The sequence below is a fragment of the Enhygromyxa salina genome, assembly GCF_002994635.1.
Lineage (GTDB): Bacteria > Myxococcota_A > Polyangia > Nannocystales > Nannocystaceae > Plesiocystis > Plesiocystis salina_B.
This window is the reverse complement of sequence record NZ_PVNL01000173.1, coordinates 1-19,335: the sequence shown is the minus strand read 5'-3', so window position 1 is coordinate 19,335 and position 19,335 is coordinate 1. Positions and strand designations below refer to the sequence as shown.

The window sequence follows — 19,335 nt, the reverse complement described above, 5'->3', positions numbered from 1 at the left end:
TGGTGATCGCTGGGATCAGCCGCCGACGGAGCCGCTGACGCTGGCGACGGCGGAGACGCTGCCGGAGATGGCACCGGTGGCCTCGCCGAGGGCGGTGGTGACGTTTTTCAGCTCGGCGATGGCGCAGCCGGCCCCGATAGCGACCTTGAGGTCGCCGCTGACCGAGAGGCTGCCCGCGACGTCCGCGACCGCGCCGCCCGAGGCGGAGATCAGGCCCTGGGCAGCGATGCCCACGCGCTCGAGCTTGGCCGAGGCGGCGAGCATGGCGGAGAAGCGGCCCTTGAAGCCCTCGAGCCAGATGCGGAACTCGGCCTGCGCGTCGGCGTCGAGGCCGGCGGCGAACTGGAACTCGACCGCGAGGCTCGGCGGGGTGCACTCGACGCTGGCTTCGGCCTTGGCTTCCACGCTGGCTTGGCACTCGGCGCTGACCGAGGGCGGCTCGACGCTGCCTTCGCACTTGCCCTGGCACTCGACGTCGGCCATGGCCGAGACGTCGCACTTGGCGGTGGCGTTGGCCTCACAGCCGCCCATGGCCGGCATGTAGGTGCACTCGCCCTCGCAGCGGCCCGAGCAGGTGCCGCCGGCCGAGAGCTCGCAGGTGCCCTGGCACATCGCCTCGCAGGTGCCGTTGCAGTTGGTCACGCCGCCGTTGCCGTCGTCGTTGCAGCTGCCACCGGTGCAGGCCGAGCAGGCGCCCGAGCAGGCACCCGAGCAGGAGCCCTCACAGGCGGCGGCGACCTCGAGCTGGCAGTCGCCCGAGCACGAGCCGCTGCACTCGAAGCTGGGCGCCTGGCCGGTGCACTCGAGGGTGCCGCTGGCTTCACACTCGGCGGCCACTTCGGCCGAGACTTCGCACGAGCCCATGCACTTGGCTTCGATCGAGCCGGGGTCGGCCTCGATGTCGCACTCGGCAGCGGCCGAGACGGCGAGCTCGACGTTGGCTTCGCACTTGGGCGGCTCGAAGCTGATCTTGATGCCACCCTCGAGGGTCGCGCTGAACTTCGCGTTGAGCTCGGCGGTGACTTCGGCGGTGAGATCGCTGAGGCTGAGCTCGGCGTAGCCTTCGATGCCGAGCGAGGCGGCGATGCCCTCGAGCTGGGCGCGGATGGTTCCGCTGACGTCGAGGGCGGCGGTGCGGACATCGACCACGGCGCCGAAGAAGGCGTCGATGCTGACGGTGCCAGAGATGCTCGCGTTGCCTTCGAGGATGCCGGTGTCGGGGCACACGAGGCCGCACTGCTCGGCGAGGTCACCGACGGCGTCACATCCAGGGGATGCGATGGCAATGCCCGAGATCAGGCCACAAGCGAGGAAGGGGAGGAAGGGCTTTTGTTGGATGTCGACCATGGTCGGAAAGGCTCCGGTAGGGACCGATCTTCTCGATCGATCGGGGAAAATTCAGCTCGGGGGGATCGCTGAGCTGCCCCGGAGAGTCGCATTGTCTGTGGGCGTTCGACAATGGGGGATGACGCCCCGAGGCGCGAAGAATTGAGATGGCTCCAGCGAGTTGCGTGTGTGGTCCCGCGCGTGAGTGATCTGAATGTGATCTGGATGGGTCAAAGCGCCTCGATCACTGGTCGATCGGCCACTGGACCCGCCGCTGACTAGAGAAAGGGCCACCCCCACATCGCACGAGCGGGCCACAGTCTGTGGCCCGCTCGCAAACGGTGTCATCGTGCGGCTAGGGATTAATCCCGACGGCGGCGAAGACCTCGAAGGAGGCGTCCGCTTGCACGGAGAGATCGGCGGCGGCGCTGGTCATGATGCCGACGGCGGGCTCGATCTGGGGCACGCCGCACGAGGTCAGCTTGAAGGTGCCGACGATGTCCGCGGAGCCGACGATGTCGGTCGCGGCACCCAGCGCAGCTGCGCCAGCGTCGGCCAGCACACCGAGTGACTCGATCAAGATGTCGGCCTTGGTCTTGCCCGCGAGCATCACGGCGGTGTGGGTCTTGAAGCCCTGGACCCACGCCTTGAACTCGGCCTGGGCCATCACGTCGGCCGCGAGCTCGTCCGACCACTGCCAGGTGACCTCGAGCGTGGGCGGCTTGCACTCGACGCTGGCGTTGGCCTTGGCGTCGACGGTGGCCTCACACTCGGCGCTGACCGATGGCGGGGTGACCTCGCCCTCGCAGCGGGCGTCGCACTCGATGCTGGCGCCGGCCATGGCTTCGCACTTGGCCGAGGCGTCGGCTTCGCAGGTGCCGGACATGGGCTTGTAGGTGCACGAGCCGGTACACATGCCGCCGCACTGGCCACCCGCCGAGAGCTCGCAGGTGCCCTGACACATGCCCATGCACTCGCCCGCGCAGTCGCCCTGGGCGTTGGTCACCGAGCAGGTGCCGTTGCAGGTACCGCGACAGGTGCCTTCACACGATGCCTCGACCTCGAGCTCGCAGGAGCCCTCGCAGGAGCCTTGGCAGTCGAACGCGGGGGCGGTGCCCGTGCACGAGAGCTCGGCGTTGGCGTCGCATGAGGCCGTGACGCCGCCTTCGATCTCGCAGGCACCCTCGCACGAGACGCTGGCGCTGCCGGGGTCGACGTTGGCGTCACACTCGGCGGCGGCCGAGATCGCGACGTCGACGGAGGCCTCGCACTTGGGCGGCGAGAACGAGATCTTCAGACCGCCGGAAACGGCGTAGTCGAGCTTGGCCTGAATCGCAGCCGCGATGTCGGCCCCGGCGGCGCCCGGCTGCAGCTCCAGCGACAGCGCGATCGCGTCGAGCTCACCGCGAAGCGTGCCGCTGAGGCCCTTGGCCGCAGCGCTGACGTCGACGGCCGCACCAAAGAACGCGTCGACCTGGGCGATGCCCGTGATGCTGGCGTTGCCCTCGACGATGCCCTCTGCCGGACACGAGATGTCACAGCCGGGGATGCCGCCTGCGTCGGGATCACAACCTTGCAGGGCGGACATGCTGACGCCCGCGAAGAGTCCACAGCTCGAGAGGGTGAGGATGCGTTTCGTAGTCGGTTTCATCAGTTGCGCTCCGGGACGCGCGAGACTCCCACGCGGTACCCGGTGGCGCAACACGAAGCGCGCTGTCACCAGGCGTGGGTCCAGGTTTGGGCCGCCTCGACTGACCGCCGCGACGATCGGGCCCAGAGCAAATTGCGAGGACGCGTCAATTTGCTCCGCGTCTGGACCGCTCAGTCGTCATCAGCTCGGCGCAGGTCGAGCACGACCGGGCAGTGATCGCTGACCGACTCGTAGTCGCGCACGGGATAGGCGTCGGTCGAGCGAAAGTCCGCGCAGCGAGACGCCGCGCAGTGGGTCCCGCTGTGGACCTCGGTGTTCGCGTCGAGTGACTCCTCGAGCCCGCGGACCCACACGAGGTCGATCTCGGACGGCTCCTTCCAGGCGTCGCGCCGCTGCCCGTCGTAGTAGGCGGAGCACCCGGTGGCGCTGCTGAGCCGCCGCACGCTGAGCGGCCCGAGCAGCTCGGCGAGCTCGCCCTGCTCGAGCGCGGGGCCCCGCGAGCCCTGGCCGGGTGACCCGGTGCTGTTGAAGTCGCCCATCAGGATCAGATCGCGATCACCGGCGCCGGGTGAGCGGGTCAGGCAGCCCTGTGCGATCTCGGCGAGCACGGGCCACTGCTCGCGCCGCACCGGGAGGCTGTCGGGCATGGCCTTGAGGTGGACCACGACGATCCAAAAATCGGGGCCACCATCGCGGGCGCGCAGGTACGCCGACAGGGCCGGACGCACCCGCCCGCTGATGCTCAGCTCGGGGTGCTCGGCGCTGTCGAGCAGCTCGACGCGATCCGGCCGCCAGGCCAGGCCGAGCAGCTGGCGTCCGCGGCCGCCCTTGCTCGACAGCCGCAGCTCCCAGTCGGGCAGCAGCGCGGCGAGGGCCTCGGGATCTTTGATCTCCTGGACCGCGATCACGTCCGGGTCGAGCTCCTCGATGACCTCGCGCATGCGCTCGAGATCGTGTCCGCTGCTCGAGCCGCTGAAGTTGGCGAGGTTCCAGCTGACCACCCGAACGGCGTCGCCGCGGCGCGGTGGACCGGTGCCCGAGATCCCGCTGAGCTCGCGCAGATCCTGACCGAGCCAGGCCCACACCAACGCGGCGATCAGCGTGAGCAACACGAAGCCGAGGCGCTGACGGTTTCGACGCTCGCGCTTGCTGGGCCGCCGCCTGGATTTTCGCTTGGCGGCCACGCCGTTCGTCACTCGCGATCGTGGGTCTCGGCCTCGAACTCGTAGCAGCGAAGATCCAGCTGAACTTGCAAGCGCGAGCTCTCGACCGTGGCCGCGCCGCCGCCATGCGGATCCGCGTCGCGCAGCATGAACGTGAACGTGCCGCCGAGTGATCGCGCCGCGTCGACGCTGGTGACCGGCGTGCTCGCGAGCACCAGCGATCGGCCGCCGCCGCTGCGTGGGGTGCCGCGCTCGGGGCCCAGCATCAGCGGGCGTGGATCCCCGGTCGTCCATGGCGTCTCGACCCACAGCTCGGCGGCGGCGAGCGCCTCGCTGGCCTGCACGAGCTCGAGCTCGAGTCGCAGCCCCCAGCGTCGCCGGGTCGCGCGTGACCGCAGCAGCTCGAGCTGCGCGCCCGCGTCGAACTCGTAGACACCGTCTGGATCGAGCCCGCCGAGGCTGAACACGGGCATCGAGATTGTGTAGACCGGGTGGAAGTCGTCAGCGGTCGGCTCGAGCTCGGGCTCCGAACCAACCCCAAACACCAGCCGCACGCTGCCGAGCGCGGGTGGATCGACACTCCACACCTCGTCGCTCGCAGGCGGCACCGTGCCCTCGGAGAGCCGCTGGATCACGAGCCGGTGGGCGTCCATCGACCGAGACTAACAGGCTGGCTTGTGGTTCGGCCAAGCTCGTGGCTCGTGGCCGAGCGCGAACTTACATGCGCTCGCTGCGGGGCGGACCCTTACGCTGGCGGCGCTTACGACGACGCTCGGCCTCACGGAGCTTGCGCTTGCCCTTGACGCTGGGCTTCTCGTGATGGCGCCGCCGCTTGATCTCGCGGAGCACACCTTCGCTGGCCATGAGCCGACGGAGCTTGCGGATCGCACGCTCCACGCCGCGCTCGTCGACGCGAACCTCGAGGGGCCGTCCGAGCACCGGGAGGTGCTGCTCGGAGGTGTCGATCGTCGGGGTGGGGGGCGTCGCTTCAGACTCGGACATGAGGGAGCGGAGGTATAGGCGCGCGTCAAGAACCCGTCAACCTCGGTGGCCTGGGCGGACGGGCCCACACGCGGCCGTACCTCCGAAAACTTGGCAGGTTCGTGTGAGGCCGCACGTCGGGCCAGATCGGGATCCGGGTCGGGCCTGGTTCCAGATCGTCCCGTAGACTGGCCCCCGTGACCGACTCGAGCAGTGTGTCCCCCCGCGAGCAGGCGCTCGCAGCTGCGGTTCAAGCGTTGTTGCGGGCGTGCGATCTCGATCTCGAGCACAGCGATCTAATTGGCACGCCCAAGCGCGTCGCGAGGCTGTGGGACACGCTGGTGCTGTCCGGCTACGACGCAGATCCGGCCGCGATCCTCGGGGATCTCGTGCTCGGAGAGGGCGACACCGAGCTGGTGGTCGTGCGCGACATCCCTTGTCACGGCATGTGCCCCCACCACCTGATGCCCTGGGTCGGTCAGGCGACGGTCGGCTACCTGCCAGCTGACAAGCTCGTCGGGTTTGGACGGCTCAGCGATCTGGTGCACTGCTTCACGCGACGGCTGACCTTGCAAGAGCGGGTCTGCAACGACATCGCCGACGCGCTGATGCAGCACCTGTCCGCCCGCGGGGCCGCGTGCGTGATCACGGGCCAGCACAACTGTCTCAATGTGCCCGACGACAAGCACGGGGCCCGGGTCGTCACCGCCTCGTACCGGGGCGAGCTCAAGACCCGTCCGGACCTGCAGGCGCAGCTGATCTCGCGGGGGTGAGCTGTGTGCGCCGCGCGGCACTGAGCGTGCAAGCGCGGGCTTGGCGAGCGACCGTGTGAGCGGATTCTGCTCGCCAACCCCTGCTGATAGGTCTAGGCTCACCTCGCAATGCTGGACTTGGATCGACTACCGGCGCCGGACATCCTCGCCGCGTTGCCGATCTTTCCGCTCCCAAATGTAGTGTTCCTGCCCAACATGGTCTTGCCGCTCAATGTGTTCGAGCCGCGCTACCTCGATCTCATCGACCATGTCTTGGATGGCGGCATGCACCTGGGCGTGCCCCTGCTGCGGCCCGACCCCACCTTGCTAGACCCGTCGGATCTCGCGCTCCCGGTCCACGATCCGGGCGATGAGCGCCCTGCGATCGAGGCGGTGCTCGGCATCGGTCGGCTGATCGCGCACCAGCGCCTGCCCGACGGTCGGCGCTTCGTCCGGCTCGAGGGCCTGGGTCGGGTCCGTGTCCAAGAAGAGCTCGCCACCGCAGAGGGCGGGTTTCGCCGAGTCGCCGTCGAAGCGCTGCCCGAGCAGCAGCCTGGCGACACCCACGCGCTCGAAGTGCTCAAGGCGCAGGTCGAGCGAATGGCCGAGACCTTCGACGAAGATGACCGCCAGATGATCCTCACCGTGCTCGAGATCGAGGATCCGCGAGTCACCATCTACGCGATCGCCTCCCTGGTCCCCAGCGTCGAGATCATGCGCGCCGCCCGGCGTCGCCGCTCGCTCGGCGGGGCCATGCCGCACCTGCGTCTACAGCAGCGCTGCCTGTCGGCTGAAGACGCCGACATCCGGGTCGAGCTGCTCAGTGAGCGGGCGCAGTCACTGATCGACGTGCTCGGCGAGTCGGGCTCGTTCCCGGTCTCCTCGCTGAACTAGAGCGTTGATCAGTAGCCGCATTAAACACTCGAGGCGGGCGCCGACCAAGGTCGACGCCCGCCCGAGGGTCGTCAGTCCAACTAAGAAGTTACCCGCGGCGCCTGCGGACCAGGCCCATCAGGCCGAGCGCGGCGAACCCAAGCAGCGCCCCGCCGACCGGCTCGTCTTCGCCAGCCGAGCAGCCACAGCCGCTGGCGAGCCCGCCGTCGTCGAGCCCAGCGTCGCCGTCCCCGTCGCCGTCGTTGCCGTTGCCGTCCATGCCCTTGCCCTGGTTGTACGCGTCGAGCAGCTCGTTGATGCGCTCGGTGTTGTCGACCAGGTTGATGAGCGGCGCGTTGTTGGCCATGCCGTCCTGGTCGATGTCCTCGTCCCAGGGCATCTCGTCCTGGAACTCGGGCCACACCAGCGGGTCACCCGCGGGGAAGTACACCTGGCGGCCGTCGGGCAGCTCGAAGGTGGTGCTGCCGTCGCAGTGCAGGGTCTGGGTACCGAGCCGCTGTGGCGCGACGTCGGGCAGCGTGGAGTTGGACCGGAACATCGGGTCCGCGTTCATCTCGCTCGGCGAGATCGTGGTGTACATGCGGGTCAAGTAGGGGTTGTCCAGCACCAAGTTCTGCGCGCGTAGGCCCGGCTTGAAGATGCGCTCGTCGAGCATGGCCGCGAACTCGACCGAGTCCCACGCGGTCAGATCGATGTCGTCGACGAAGCACTCGAGGCAGTCGTAGAACTCGACCGGATCGACGCCCTGCGGGACCGGGATGAACTGGTCGAGGGCGCCCTGCAGCAGCGGGTGCAAGGGGGTGCAGACGAAGTCCCACTCGAGGTCGCAGAACAGCAGGTTCTGCTGGGTCAGCAGGTCAATCGCGCCGATCGGGCTGTCGACCAGCGCGGCGTAGGGCGCCGGGTCCCAGCTCGCGTCGTAGACACCGGCCAGCGAGATCACGCTGCTGTCGCCGGCGTACTCGGTCACGAACGCGTTGCCGTCGGCCTCTTGCGCGTCGACGGCCATCGAGATCACTTCTTTGTAGTTGCTGGCGTTGTTGAACCAGTCGAGCTTCAGCGAGTTGATCAGCACGTGGCGGTAGTTGACCGGGACCACGCGGGCGTCACCCAAGAAGAAGGTGCGGATGTCCATGTCGTCGGCCGCGGCGATCGCCGTGAGCCGGATCGGCACGCAGGGCTCCACGCCGTCGTAGCGGATCACGATCGGATGGATGTCGGCGAGGTCGGTCTCGACGCCGAGCTTGAGCGCGACGAACAGGAATTCTTCTTCGAGGTAGGTGGCGAGGATCGGCTCGGCGTTGGGATCTTGCTGGTAGCCGTTGTCCCCCAGCCACTGCATGACGCTCTCGACCGTGCCGCCCTCGAGCACCGCGTAGTCGAACGCGCCGACGCTGCCCTTGGCCACGAGGTTGGGGCCACCGCCTTCGTCGCCGTCGCCGTCGCCGCCGGGATCGCCGCCCTCGTCGCCGCCCGTGCTGTTGGCGGCGCCGTCACCGGAGTCGTCACCACCGTCGCCGCAAAAGTCACTCTGGTTCTGCACGCCGTAGCTGGGCACCGACCCGGCCAGCATGTTGTCGAACAAGAACTGCGAGCCGACCGAGAACTCGGGCAGCGCGGAGACCGGGATCACCCACGCGAATTTCTCGGCGCTGGTCTCGGGGTCGATCTGGATCTGGATGTGCGCCTCGACATAGTCGTCACCGATCTTGAACAGGATGTTCTCGCCGGTCTGATCGACGGGCATCGTGGTCGGGCCGCTGTCGCAGAAGTTGCCACCGCAAGCTTCGGCTTGGCTGGGGAGGAGGAGGGGGGCGGCGATGGCGAGCGCCGAGCAGGCCGCGAGAGATGCAAATCGAAGGGGATTGGACATGATGGTGGTCTCCGGGAGGAAGCTAAGTGACTCTCTTGTGCCACGGCCGGCTGGATCCGATCGTCTCGATCGCCAGTATCTCAGCCGATCCGCGCTAAACGTTGATTTGAACGGTCAGGCCCGCAGATGCGAGCGTCCCCGACTGAAGCCGTGGCTCTAGCTCGAGGACGGCTCAGGCCGCGCCGTTTGCGCGGCTACGGCTACGGCTGCGGCTACGACTGCCGACGACGGCGACGGACGAGGCCAAACAACCCGAGCGTCGCCAGCCCAAACGCGACCCCGCCAGCGGGGCCAGCGGGCGCCAAGCTGCAGCCGCAGCCAGTCGGGATGTCCCCGTAGCCACGCTCCTTGTTGTAGGCGCTGAGCAGCTCGTTGATCTTCTCGGTGTTGTCCACGAGGTTGATCAGCGGCGCGTCGGCGGCCATGCCGTCCTGGTCGATGTCCTCGTCCCACGGCATCTCGTCCTGGAAGCTCGGCCAGACGAACGGCTCGTCAACGGGGAAGTAGACCTCGCGGCCGTCGGGCAGCGTGACCAACCGGCCACCGTCGCACAGCGTGCGCTGGGTCGCCTGCCGGACATTGTCGACCTCGGGCAGCGTGGCGTTGGACCGGAAGATCGGATCCACGTTCATCTCGCTCGGCGAGATCGTGGTGTACATGCGGGTCAGGTAGGGGTTTTGCTGGACGAGGTCGACCGCGTGGGCGCCGGGCTTGAAGATCCGCTCGTCGAGCGTGGCCGAGAACGCGGCGGCGTCCCACACCGTCAGATCGATCTGATCGACGTAGAACTCCATGTCGGCGTAGAACTCCGCCTCGCTGACGCCGTTCGGGACCGGGATGTACTCGGCCAGGATCGGCATGATCAGCGGGTGCAGACCCACGCAGTTGCTCTCGAAGTCGGGCTCGCAGTACAGCAGCGAGTCGGCGGACAGCTGCTCGAACGCGCCGATCGGGCTGTCGACGAGCGCGGCGTAGGGGGCCGGATCCCAATTCTGGTTGTAGACGCCATTGAGCGAGATCACGCTGCTGTCGCCCGCGTACTCGGTCACGAACGCGTTGCCGTCGGCCTCCTGCGCGTCGACGGCCATGGCGATGACCTCTTTGTAGTTTCCGCCGTCGCTGAACCAGTCGATCTTCAGCGAGTTGATGAGCACGTGGCGGTAGTTGACCGGGACCACCCGGGCGTCGCCCAGGAAGAAGGTACGGATGTCCATGTCGTCGGCCGCGGCGATCGCCGTGAGCCGGATCGGCACGCAGGGCTCGGTCCCGCTGTAGCGAATGACGATCGGGTGCACGTCCTCGACCCCGGCCTCGACGCCGAGCTTGAGCGCGACGAACTTGAAGTCGTCCTCGAGGTAGCTGGCGAGGATCGGCTCGGCGTTGGGATCTTGCTGGTAGCCGTTGTCACCCAGCCACTGCATGACGCCCTCGACCGTGCCGCCCTCGAGCACGGCGATCTCGAACGCGCCGACGCTGCCCTTGAACACGACGTCCGGGCCGCCGGGGTCGCCGTCGCCGGCGTCGCCGCCCGTCTCGCCGCCGAAGTCGTCGCCGCCGGTGCTCAGGGCCCCCTCGTCGGCGTTGTTGTTGTCGGGCGGCGGCGCGCACATGTCACTGGTGAAGGTGCGCCCGTAGCTCGGCACCGAGCCGTTGAGCATGTTGTCAAACAGGATCTGCGAGCCGACCGAGAACTCGGGGACCGAGAGCACCGGGATCACCCACGCGAACGCGTCGGCTGGGGTGCTGGGATCGATCTGGATCTGGATGTGGGCCTCGACGAAGTCGGCCCCGATCTTGAACAGGATGTTCTCGCCGGTCTGGTCGACGGGCATCGACGTTGGCCCGGCGTCACAGAAGGTCCCGCCGCAGGCTTGGGCGCTGCCGGGGAGCAGCATGGGCAGCGCGAGGCCGAGGGCGGGGGCGACAATCAGGGCAGCGAGGGAAGTCAAACTATTTTTCGTCATTGGATTTGCTTTCGGGGGTACTCCGGGTGTGCCACGTCGGCATTGATCCGATCAGATCAGCGCAGCTGCTCAGTCGTCACCCTCCGCTCGATTCGGCCACAGCAGCCACCACAGCGCAACCAGAGGCAGCAGGCTCAGCGGGCCCGGGAGCCCCAGCAGCCGGCCCAAGGTCGTGGCTGTGCCCGGAGAACTGGCCGCAAACAGCTTTGGAACCGCGTACGCCCAGATCGGGTTGCCGTGACTTGGCGCCTCGGGGCCGGCGGCGGTGATCAGCACGATCTGTAGACAGGCCACGGCGCCGAGGACCGCGGTCGCCCACGGGACCCGCCGAAGCGCGGGACCGAACCCAACTGCCAAAAAGGCCAACATCGGGACCGCGTGGCGGGGGCCCAGCGACGCGCCGCCGTCCCACATGTAATAGCCGCTGTTGAGCAGCAGGTACCACGCGATGATCGCGAGCCCGAGCAGCAGGTCGCCGCGCCGCAGCGGGGCGTGGGGAGCTGGGGTGGCCGAGCCTGGATCGACCAGCGCGCTGGGCCCCGCGAGGATCCGCAGCCCCAGCCCCCAGGCCGCGAGCAACAGCACGGGCGAGAGGTAGAACAGGCCCCGGTAGCTGCCGAACAACAGCTGCCCGAGCACGGCCAGACTGGGCCGCCCGATCCCATAGTTCACGGCCATCCCGGCGGCGAACTCGTCGAGGTACACGAAGTCGTAGCCGGTCTTCAGCGGGCCCCCAAACGCCCACGCGTGGTAGCCGGCCAGGGCCAGCGCCCACGGCAGCCCGCCAGCACAGACCCACGCGCCAAACCGAGCGCCACGCCGCCAGCTGGCCCACACGACGATCAGCGCGACCGGGATCGCGGCCGTGTACTCGCACAGCACCGCCCATCCGAGCAGGGCGCCGACGAGGATCGGCAGCCACGCCGCGACCCGCTCGTGGGTGTCGCTGAGCACGACCAGCGCGAAGCTGGCGACGAGCAGGTCGGCGACGAGCTGGTGCCCGTAAAAGCCGCAGGCGTAGCCGAGCGCAGGCGTGGCCAGCAACCACGCCAGCGTGGCCCAGGTCGCGGCGCGTCGATCCTCACCGAGCTCGCGCAACATCAGCAGGTAAAACAGCGCGCCCGCCAACAGCGTGGGCAGGCTGACCGCGAACATCCGGCACAGCCACAGCGCGACCAGGCTCGCAGGGTTGTAGACCAGCACGTCGCCGGGCTCGCGCTGCTCTGGTGTCGGCGTGAGACCGGCGAGCTCGATCGCCGGATCCAGCGGTTCGACGCGCACGCTCGGCAGCTCGCCGCCGGTCGCCCGCCGCGCCAGGTAGAAGCCGGCGTAGGGCACCGTCGCGAGCAGCGACGTGCCCGGCGCCTTGTCGCTGTAGAAGTGTCCGTCGCGGAAGCTCTTGTCGCCGGTCGTGACATGCCAGTCGTCGATCTTCACGCTGCCGTGCTCGACGAGCGCCCGGGTCAGGGCCAAGCGCGAATTTTGGTTCCAGGCGGGCGGCCCGACGAAGAACGCGAAGGTGCACGTCAAGGCCAGCGCCAGCGCCGATCCGCGCGGGTGCTCGCGCAGGCGGGCGAGCAGCTGGCGCGCGAGGGCGCGGACGGTGAGGGGGGACTGCGACACGGGGCTCGAGGGGCTAGGCGTGCACTACGGGCGCCGAGCGTGCCCGGCCGGCCGGTCCTGGCGCAAGCGGGGCGGCAACAAGTCGGTGCGGACACCCACGCCCTCGTGCTATCGATCGTGGGTGATGCGTCTTACCTTGCTCGAGCCCCGAACCCTGCGCCTAATCGCGCCGCTGTTACTCCTGGCCGCGAGCACATGGGGCTGCCAAGACCCGCCGAGCGCCGACAACGGCAGCGGAGACGGCGACGGCGACGGCGACACCAGCGGCGACGGCGACGGTGATGAGGGCGACGAGAGCCCGCAGATCATCTGCATGCCCGGCGAGACCCGCTGCGCCGACCTCGACACCCTCGAGATCTGCGAGCCGACCGGGCTCTCGTGGGAGCAGGTCCCGTGCGAGGGCTACGAGCAGTGCGATCCCACGATCACCAACGTGGAGGGCGAGACCATCACCGTGTGCGCGGGGCCCTGCGAGAAGCTCGAGGGCTCCTCGTCGTCGGAGGGCTGCTCGTTCTTCACCACGAGCATGTATCAGGCCACGCTGCCCTTCAACGTGACCGAGAAGCCGTCCGACGCGATCGTGGTCGGCAACCCGCAGATCGACCGGGACGCGACAGTGGAGCTGCGCTTCGTGTCCTACGGCAGCAACAAAGAAGAGGTCGTTCAGGGTCCGGTCGTGATCCCGCCCGGCGAGCAGCACACCTTCTTGCTCGATCCCGAGATCACGATCTACCAGGGTGAGCAGGACACGTCGCTGTTCCGCTCGGGCGTGGTCTATCACGCGGTCAGCGATCTGCCCGTGGTCGCGTACCTGCACGCCCCCTACGAGGGGCAAAACTCCAACGGCTCGACCCTGCTGCTGCCCGAGAACGTGATGCAGAGCGACTACGTGGTCTACAGCCACGGCGCGTGGCAGACCCCCAACTACTTCACCGTCATCGCGCTGCACGACGAGACCACGGTGACCTGGCGCCCCAGCGTCGAGACGGCGGGCAACGGGTGGCCGCTCGACTTCGTCGAGGCCAACGACAGCGGCACACAGAAACTCAACCGCTACGACAACATCCGGATCGACACCTCGATCAAGTACGACCGGCTCAAGTGCGAGCAGGATCTCTCGGGCACCGTGGTCTCGGCGGACAAGCCGATCTGGCTGGTCTCGGCGGTCCGCGTCCTGCGGCTGCCCTGGTGTGGTGGCGTGGTCCCCGGCTGCAACGACGTGGCCGACACCAGCTGCAACTACGGCTCGGACTTTGCGATGGAGCAGAACCTGCCGCTGGACTATTGGGGCCAGCAGTACGTGGGCCCGGCCTCGCCAGTGCGCGGCGCCGAGCAACACTACTGGCGGGTGTTCGCGGGTGATGACGACATCACGATCAACGTGACCCCGCCCCAGCCCGGCACGCCGATCCACCTGGACGCGCGCGGCGACTGGCAAGAGATCGTGGTCCCGACCGGCACGGATCTCCTGTTCGAGGGCAACGGCGCGTTCATGCCCGTGCAGTACGTGACCGGCCACCACGACAACGCCAACGACACCGGCTCGCCGGCCATGATCCAGATGGTCCCGACCGCGCAGTTCCTGGATCGCTACGTGTTCTCGACCGGCAAGAACTACACGCAGCACTACGTGCAGGTGATCCGCGAGAGCGGCACCGCCGACGTGATGCTCGACGGCGCCACCGTCACGGGCTGGTCACCGGTCGGGGACTGGGAGATCGCCACCGTGCTGATCGCCGAGGGCCCCCACGAGATTCAGAGCACCGGCTCGTTCGGCATCGTGCAGTACGGCTACTCGGACTTCATCAGCGCCGAGCAGAACTCGGCCGGGTACGGGTACATGGGCGGCATGAAGGCCGAGGTGATCTTCATCCCGTAGCCGCGCGGCGTTTCGTACCCGCGTGGCGGGCCGGTTCCGCGTGGTGGTCCCCGGGCTCAGTCCCGGCGGCGAACGCCTGGGATCAGCAACAACAGCGGCAGCGTCATCAGGGCCCACGGCGAGATCGGCTGGTCGCCCACGCTGCAGCCGTTGCCCCCTTCGCCGCCGCCTTCGCTGGTGGCCCCGCCGTCCTCATCCTGGCCAGTGTCGACGGGATCTTGCGGGGGATCCTCGTCGACGTAGACCGACACGCTGGTGCTGAAACCGGTGTCGGCGACCAGCTCGAACAGGTGTACGCCCTTGCCGAGCTCGATGTCCGGGAAGGTGCAGCCGTCAGCGCAGGGCTGCGAGCCGATCGACTCCCCACCGACGAACACCTCGACCGTCGCGAGCGGATCGCCATCCGTACCCTGGTGAACCCCGATCTCCGCGTCGATCGTGACGGGCGCGCCCTCGTACGCAGCGTTGGGCAGCGGCGCGATGAACCATGCCGACGTGAAGTCGCCAGGGTCGCCCCCACCGGTGTCGCCACCACCCGATCCAGTGGCGAGCGCATCGCCAGCGGCGAGCGTGAGGGTGGCGGTCAACGCAACGAGGAGGAGTCCTTTAGGCAAACGCACGGTTACAGTGTGCCCCAGGGCTCGGTCATCGATCATGGGTCTCGACCGAATTGATCAGCGATTTTACCGCGATTCAGGCCCGCGCTACACACAGGTCTGGTTGGCGAGGTCGCAGGTCTGGCCGTCTGGGCAGTCGGGGTCGGCGGTGCAGGGCGTGTGACCGCTGACCTCGAGCGTGGCGTCGCGGTGCGAGCGGACCTGAAACTCCACGCAGCCGTCGTCGGACTCGACCGAGTCGACCGTGCGACGGTACGCGTGACCCGTGGGAAACCCCGAGATCCCCGCGGACAAGAGCGCGTCGATCACGGTCGCGGGCACCTCGAAGCTGCCGCTGTCGGGGCCCTCGCACACCAGCGTGGCGGGCGAGATGCCGTGCTGGTCGACGTTGATCGTCAGATAGAAGCGAGCCTCGCCGTCGTCCTCGGCCACCCAATCGACGACCAGAGGCTGGCCCGCCTGGGCGACCCAGGTGGTCGTGGACAGCTCGAGCGGCGCGAACCCGCGGCCGCTGAGCTCGAGCGGGCCGACCTCGCCGCCGCTGCTGGTCAGGCGGATCGCCGTGCCCGGGCTGAACACGGGGTGCGGCAGGGTGGTCTCGAAGTAGCGCTTGTCCGCGCGCGGCTGCATGACCACGCCGACCTCGAGGCCGTCGATCGTGACCGTGCCCGTGTCGCGCTTGGCCGGATACGGGATGCAGGTCCCCGCGTGGGTGCAGGCCTCGCCCGCGCCACACGGCGGATCGCAAAATGGGTTATCGCGCGTGAGCAGCTGGCAGCCGCCCTCGGTGATCGTCGCTTGCACGATCGTCGCCGGGATCACGGCCTCGGTGAGCTCGCCGTCGACCGCGGAGTAGTTGGCCTCGTGGACCACGCTGAACAGGCCGACTCGCTCGTTGAGCTGGCACGCGCCGTCGAGCTCGCCGGGCTCGACGACGCTGGTGTCAGCGTCGGCGTCCCCGGGCGCCTCGGTGCAGGCGGTCGCCATGAGCGTCGAGAACAGGCAGATCAGCGAGGAGCAAGGTCGGCGCATGGCGAGGTCGACCAGCGTAGCGCGCGGGCGCAGGTCTTGTCCCCACCTGCGTGCTCGGGACTGGGCTCGGGACTGGGCGCTGACGGTCGCGTACGATCGACGCCATGCTCACGCGAGACTGGATCGTCACGCTCACGGTCGCCGCCGTGCTGGCCGCCTGCGCCAAGCCGACGGCGAAGACCAGCGAGCCGGAATCCCAGCCAAGGCCCACGCCCGCGCCCGCGCCCGCGCCCGAGCCCGAGCCCGAGCCCGAGCCCGAGCCCGCGGCCGCGCCCGAACCGGACGCCGACGCCAAGCAGTCGCTGCGTGCATCGATCCAGACCTATCTCCCCGATCTTCAAGCTTGCTACGAGGCTGCGCTGCGCGACGACGCCACCTTGGCCGGCAAGATGACCTACACGATCACCATCGAGCCCAGCGGCGAGGTCAGCAGCGTCGTCATCGAGTCCGACACCGTCGACAGCGAGGCCGTCTCAGCCTGTGTGCGCGTCGAGATCGGGAGCTGGATCTTTGGCCAACAGGGCGGAACGGCGGCATCCGAGGTCACCTTCTCGGCCAAGTTCGTGGCGATCTGAGCGGGCTCTCGAGTTGGCAGATCGCCCACTCACTGCCAACCCAGTTGACGTGCAAATGCCGCCCTCCCGCGCGGACTCCCCCGGGATCATTGAAGATCCTCGAGCCATCCGATTGGTACCAACCTTGCTCAAACACAGCGCGGTCGTGGTCCCAATGACCACGCTCACCTCATCGACCAGCGTCGTCGGAGCAACCAACCATGTCACGCCTCAGCCTTGGATCCACGTTCACTCTCTTCACCGGCTGCGCCATGGCCATGGCCATGACCATGACCAGCGGCTGCCTCAACCATCCCCTCAAGCCGGTCGAGCTCGAGAAGGGCGAAGAGAAGACCCGCCCGGTCCAGCTGACGGTCAACAAAGACGTCGACATCCTGTTCGTGATCGACAACTCCGGCTCAATGGGTGAGGAGCAGGCGATCCTCGCCAACAACTTCGGCGCGTTCATCCAGAAGCTCGAGGCCGACGACGTCGAGGCCAACTACCGGCTCGGCATCACCACCTCCGACAACGGCAACCCGTGGTGTCCGCCGGGCACGACCACGCCCGAGGCCGGCAACCTGGTGTTGAGCTCGTGCAAGTCGCGAATTGGCGACTTCATCTTCAACAATGGCGAGACCGACGTGACCGATCTCGCCTGCAACGACATCTGCACCCTCGACGCGACCGCGCTCGAGATCCTGCCGACCACGACCGACTACGACAGCACGCCCAAGCCGCGAAAGTGGCTCGAGAACATCGAGGGCAAGAAGAACATCCCCGACAGCACCAGCACCGAAGAGGCGTTCAAGTGCTTTGGTCCGCAGGGCATCAACGGCTGCGGGTTCGAGTCGCAGCTCGAGTCGATGTACCTCGCGCTGATCCGGGCCCAGAACGCCGAGGAGGTCGGCAGCTACGGGTTCCTGCGCGCCAGCGCGATCCTGGCGGTCGTGTTCGTGACCGACGAGGCCGACTGCTCGTACAACAAGAGCTTCGCCGAGATCTTCGAGCAAGACGGCAACCGCGTGTTCTGGTCGGATCCGGGCGCCTCGTTCCCGACCTCAGCCGTGTGCTGGAACGCGGGCGTGGACTGCGAGGGTGACCCCAGCAACTACGACGCGTGCAACGCCGTCAACAAGGACGTCGACGGCAACGTCGGCGTCGACAACAAAGACGCGGTGCTGCATCCCATGAGCCGCTACATCGGCTTGCTCGACGGCCTCGAGAAGCAAAAGCAGGAGGTCTACGCCGAGCAAGAGGTCATCGTCGGGTTGATCGGCGGCGTGGCGTCGGACGGCACGCCCTTCTACGGCGACGTCAGCGGCACCAACCCCATGTTCCAAAACAGCTTCGGCATCGGGCCGGGCTGCGAGGCGCCCAACCCGATCAACCCGGCCGAGCCCGTGCAAGCGGTCCCGCCCGTGCGCTTGCGCGACCTCGTCAATGAGTTCACGCCCGGCAACATGTTCTCGATCTGCCAGCAGGACTACTCATTCGCAATGGAGGCGATCGCCGACGAGATTCGCGAGCAGATCCAGCCGGCCTGCTACGCCAACTGCGTCAAGGACACCGACGCCTCCACGGACATCGTCGAGCCCGAGTGCAACGTCGAGGAAGACCCACCCGGCGACAACAACGACGTGAAGATCGAGGAGTGCTTGCGCGACGCCAATGGCTACGTCATCGACGCGGGCACCGACGACTATACGATGCCCTCCGCCAGCGCGAACGTCTGCTACGTGCTGCTCACTGACGACTCGGACCTGACCACCTCCACCGCCGACGACATGTCGCAAGAGTGCCTGGACCTGAACTACAACCTGGAGTTCAAGGTCGCCCGGCGCCCCGGATTCCCGGCGGCCGGTGGCACCTCGATCTCGGCGACCTGCTCGCTCGCCGACTTCGCCGACGTCACCTGCCCCGGCATCGGCGGGTAGGGGGCTGGATATGACCCCCACAGATGACGTGGGCTCGCAGGCATACAAAAGCGGGCTCTCAGAGCCCGTCGACGGCCGCGCTCGCGGCGGGGAGTTTGGGTGTGCAGCCAGGGCAGACCGCGCTCGGTCAACGCGAAGCTGCAACGGTTGAAATGACGACGAAAGTGCTTCCGTACATCGAGGCCGGGACGCTCGATCAGCAGGACCTCCCGCGGGCGTGGGAGCCGAGGTTGGAGATGATCGTCCAGATCGGTCAGGGGCTCGCGGCGATCCACGCCGCCGGGATCCTGCACCGCGACCTCAAGCCCAACAACATCATCTTTGGTAGTGATGGCCGACCGCGGATCGCCGATCTCGAGCCCGCACCTCCCCGAGCTCGCAGTAGAAGGGCTCACCCGTGGCACGAACCACCCCGAGCAGGCGAACAGCTGCGACCCTCACAGCACACGGTGTCGTCGTAGATCGGCGCACCGTCGCGGTGAGGCTCGCAGAGGAGCGGCTTGCCCGTGTCTGTGTAGACGAGGTCACACAGATCAGGGGGCCCCCGCTGGTGGCAGTGAGCGTCGCGAAGAACGTGAGTAGTACCTGTAGCTTGATGAACATGATGCTTTCCTTCCGCCAGCTGGTGGCTGGCAAGGAAAGCGTCGCACCGCCGACGCACGCGGCTCGACCGCTGGGTTTTCTGCCGTCCGGCCGGTCGGCACGATGAGCAATGCTGCCCCGCGCAACGCCGTTGCAACCCGAACGGCTCGCTGTCCCGCGCGGGTCGATGACTCGTCTGGCGCCTCGGGTTGTGAGCGCGTCGCTGCCGCGAGACGATGGCGGCGGCAGCATGAGTGACGTCGACTACTACGCGATCCTCGGAGTAGGCCCGGAGGCGGAGCGCGACGAGATCGAGAACGCCTACCAGCGAGAACTGCGGCGGGCCGAACCAGGCCGAGTTCGGGTGCTCGAGAAGGCCCGCGCGGTGCTGATCGATCCCGCCGCCCGGGCGGACTACGACGCTCGCGTTGTCGGGTCGGCGTTGATCGAAGAGACCGTGACCGCGATCTTGGAAGCCCACCTACCTCGGGCGGAAGCGCGCCACCT

Annotated in this window: 17 protein-coding genes; 7 read left to right on the top strand and 10 right to left on the bottom strand. The window is 68.0% G+C overall.

What is annotated here, in order from left to right; all coding sequences use genetic code 11:
• Positions 1-15 precede the first annotated feature (15 nt).
• The 5 genes from ENSA7_RS41485 to rpsU form a co-directional block, all read right to left on the bottom strand.
• Positions 16-1,347 carry a hypothetical protein gene (locus tag ENSA7_RS41485; protein ID WP_106094970.1) on the bottom strand — a complete coding sequence of 444 codons (1,332 nt, stop codon included), beginning with the start codon at positions 1,345-1,347 and terminating at the stop codon, positions 16-18.
• A gap of 334 nt (positions 1,348-1,681) precedes the next feature.
• A complete protein-coding gene (locus tag ENSA7_RS41480) occupies positions 1,682-2,977 on the bottom strand; it encodes a hypothetical protein (protein ID WP_146158757.1) in 1,296 nt (431 codons plus the stop codon).
• A 170-nt stretch (positions 2,978-3,147) separates the two neighbouring features.
• On the bottom strand, positions 3,148-4,173 hold the full coding sequence (locus ENSA7_RS41475) for an endonuclease/exonuclease/phosphatase family protein (RefSeq protein WP_181234659.1): 1,026 nt from the start codon (positions 4,171-4,173) through the stop codon (positions 3,148-3,150).
• A complete protein-coding gene (locus ENSA7_RS44900; RefSeq protein ID WP_181234657.1) occupies positions 4,170-4,793 on the bottom strand; it encodes a hypothetical protein in 624 nt (207 codons plus the stop codon). Before ENSA7_RS44900 ends, ENSA7_RS41475 begins: the two co-directional genes overlap by 4 nt.
• A 64-nt stretch (positions 4,794-4,857) precedes the next feature.
• On the bottom strand, positions 4,858-5,142 hold the full coding sequence (rpsU, locus tag ENSA7_RS41470) for a 30S ribosomal protein S21 (RefSeq protein ID WP_106094967.1): 285 nt from the start codon (positions 5,140-5,142) through the stop codon (positions 4,858-4,860).
• A 176-nt stretch (positions 5,143-5,318) separates the two neighbouring features.
• On the opposite strand from rpsU, the gene folE reads away from it, so the two are divergent.
• Together folE and ENSA7_RS41460 are read left to right on the top strand one after the other, a co-directional pair.
• Positions 5,319-5,894 carry a GTP cyclohydrolase I gene (folE, locus tag ENSA7_RS41465; protein ID WP_181234655.1) on the top strand — a complete coding sequence of 192 codons (576 nt, stop codon included), beginning with the start codon at positions 5,319-5,321 and terminating at the stop codon, positions 5,892-5,894.
• A gap of 108 nt (positions 5,895-6,002) precedes the next feature.
• Positions 6,003-6,767, top strand: a complete 765-nt coding sequence (locus ENSA7_RS41460) for an LON peptidase substrate-binding domain-containing protein (protein WP_106094965.1) — start codon at positions 6,003-6,005, stop codon at positions 6,765-6,767.
• A gap of 88 nt (positions 6,768-6,855) precedes the next feature.
• Here ENSA7_RS41460 and ENSA7_RS41455 read toward each other — a convergent pair whose 3' ends face one another.
• From ENSA7_RS41455 to ENSA7_RS41445, 3 genes are all read right to left on the bottom strand, one after another.
• Complete coding sequence (locus ENSA7_RS41455) at positions 6,856-8,640, bottom strand: DUF2330 domain-containing protein (RefSeq protein WP_106094964.1); 1,785 nt, start codon at positions 8,638-8,640, stop codon at positions 6,856-6,858.
• Positions 8,641-8,852: 212 nt separating this feature from the next.
• Entirely contained in the window at positions 8,853-10,589 is a 1,737-nt protein-coding gene (locus ENSA7_RS41450; RefSeq protein WP_244924085.1) for a DUF2330 domain-containing protein, read from the bottom strand.
• Positions 10,590-10,673: 84 nt separating this feature from the next.
• Positions 10,674-12,227 carry a hypothetical protein gene (locus ENSA7_RS41445; RefSeq protein ID WP_106094962.1) on the bottom strand — a complete coding sequence of 518 codons (1,554 nt, stop codon included), beginning with the start codon at positions 12,225-12,227 and terminating at the stop codon, positions 10,674-10,676.
• A 124-nt stretch (positions 12,228-12,351) separates the two neighbouring features.
• Here ENSA7_RS41445 and ENSA7_RS41440 point away from each other — a divergent pair, with 124 nt between their 5' ends.
• The gene (locus ENSA7_RS41440) at positions 12,352-14,106 is read left to right on the top strand and encodes an IgGFc-binding protein (protein ID WP_146158756.1); all 1,755 of its coding nucleotides are present in this window, start codon (positions 12,352-12,354) and stop codon (positions 14,104-14,106) included.
• Positions 14,107-14,162: 56 nt separating this feature from the next.
• Here the strand turns inward: ENSA7_RS41440 and ENSA7_RS41435 are convergent, their stop codons facing one another.
• Both ENSA7_RS41435 and ENSA7_RS41430 read right to left on the bottom strand, forming a co-directional pair.
• Positions 14,163-14,693 (bottom strand): hypothetical protein, encoded by a 531-nt coding sequence (locus ENSA7_RS41435; RefSeq protein ID WP_106094960.1) that lies wholly within the window; start codon positions 14,691-14,693, stop codon positions 14,163-14,165.
• 117 nt (positions 14,694-14,810) lie between these two features.
• Complete coding sequence (locus ENSA7_RS41430) at positions 14,811-15,755, bottom strand: hypothetical protein (RefSeq protein ID WP_106094959.1); 945 nt, start codon at positions 15,753-15,755, stop codon at positions 14,811-14,813.
• Positions 15,756-15,859: 104 nt separating this feature from the next.
• Between ENSA7_RS41430 and ENSA7_RS42880 the strand changes: the two genes are divergently transcribed.
• The 4 genes from ENSA7_RS42880 to ENSA7_RS41405 all read left to right on the top strand — a co-directional run.
• Positions 15,860-16,330, top strand: coding sequence for an AgmX/PglI C-terminal domain-containing protein (locus tag ENSA7_RS42880; RefSeq protein WP_146158755.1), 471 nt, complete (start codon positions 15,860-15,862; stop codon positions 16,328-16,330).
• 200 nt (positions 16,331-16,530) lie between these two features.
• A complete protein-coding gene (locus tag ENSA7_RS41415; protein WP_106094956.1) occupies positions 16,531-18,246 on the top strand; it encodes a vWA domain-containing protein in 1,716 nt (571 codons plus the stop codon).
• 152 nt (positions 18,247-18,398) lie between these two features.
• On the top strand, positions 18,399-18,707 hold the full coding sequence (locus ENSA7_RS41410) for a protein kinase domain-containing protein (protein WP_244924084.1): 309 nt from the start codon (positions 18,399-18,401) through the stop codon (positions 18,705-18,707).
• Between the two features lie 371 nt (positions 18,708-19,078).
• Positions 19,079-19,335: DnaJ domain-containing protein (locus ENSA7_RS41405; RefSeq protein ID WP_342352861.1), on the top strand; the 257-nt coding region annotated here is incomplete at its 3' end.

Bases quoted from the DNA above. Each gene is read 5' to 3' on its own strand.
- ENSA7_RS41485 (WP_106094970.1), bottom strand. From the start codon at position 1,347: ATGGTCGACATCCAACAAAAGCCCTTCCTCCCCTTCCTCGCTTGTGGC.
- ENSA7_RS41480 (WP_146158757.1), bottom strand. From the start codon at position 2,977: ATGAAACCGACTACGAAACGCATCCTCACCCTCTCGAGCTGTGGACTC.
- ENSA7_RS44900 (WP_181234657.1), bottom strand. From the start codon at position 4,793: ATGGACGCCCACCGGCTCGTGATCCAGCGGCTCTCCGAGGGCACGGTG.
- rpsU (WP_106094967.1), bottom strand. From the start codon at position 5,142: ATGTCCGAGTCTGAAGCGACGCCCCCCACCCCGACGATCGACACCTCC.
- ENSA7_RS41460 (WP_106094965.1), top strand. From the start codon at position 6,003: ATGCTGGACTTGGATCGACTACCGGCGCCGGACATCCTCGCCGCGTTG.
- ENSA7_RS41455 (WP_106094964.1), bottom strand. From the start codon at position 8,640: ATGTCCAATCCCCTTCGATTTGCATCTCTCGCGGCCTGCTCGGCGCTC.
- ENSA7_RS41440 (WP_146158756.1), top strand. From the start codon at position 12,352: ATGCGTCTTACCTTGCTCGAGCCCCGAACCCTGCGCCTAATCGCGCCG.
- ENSA7_RS41430 (WP_106094959.1), bottom strand. From the start codon at position 15,755: ATGCGCCGACCTTGCTCCTCGCTGATCTGCCTGTTCTCGACGCTCATG.
- ENSA7_RS42880 (WP_146158755.1), top strand. From the start codon at position 15,860: ATGCTCACGCGAGACTGGATCGTCACGCTCACGGTCGCCGCCGTGCTG.
- ENSA7_RS41415 (WP_106094956.1), top strand. From the start codon at position 16,531: ATGTCACGCCTCAGCCTTGGATCCACGTTCACTCTCTTCACCGGCTGC.
- ENSA7_RS41410 (WP_244924084.1), top strand. From the start codon at position 18,399: ATGACGACGAAAGTGCTTCCGTACATCGAGGCCGGGACGCTCGATCAG.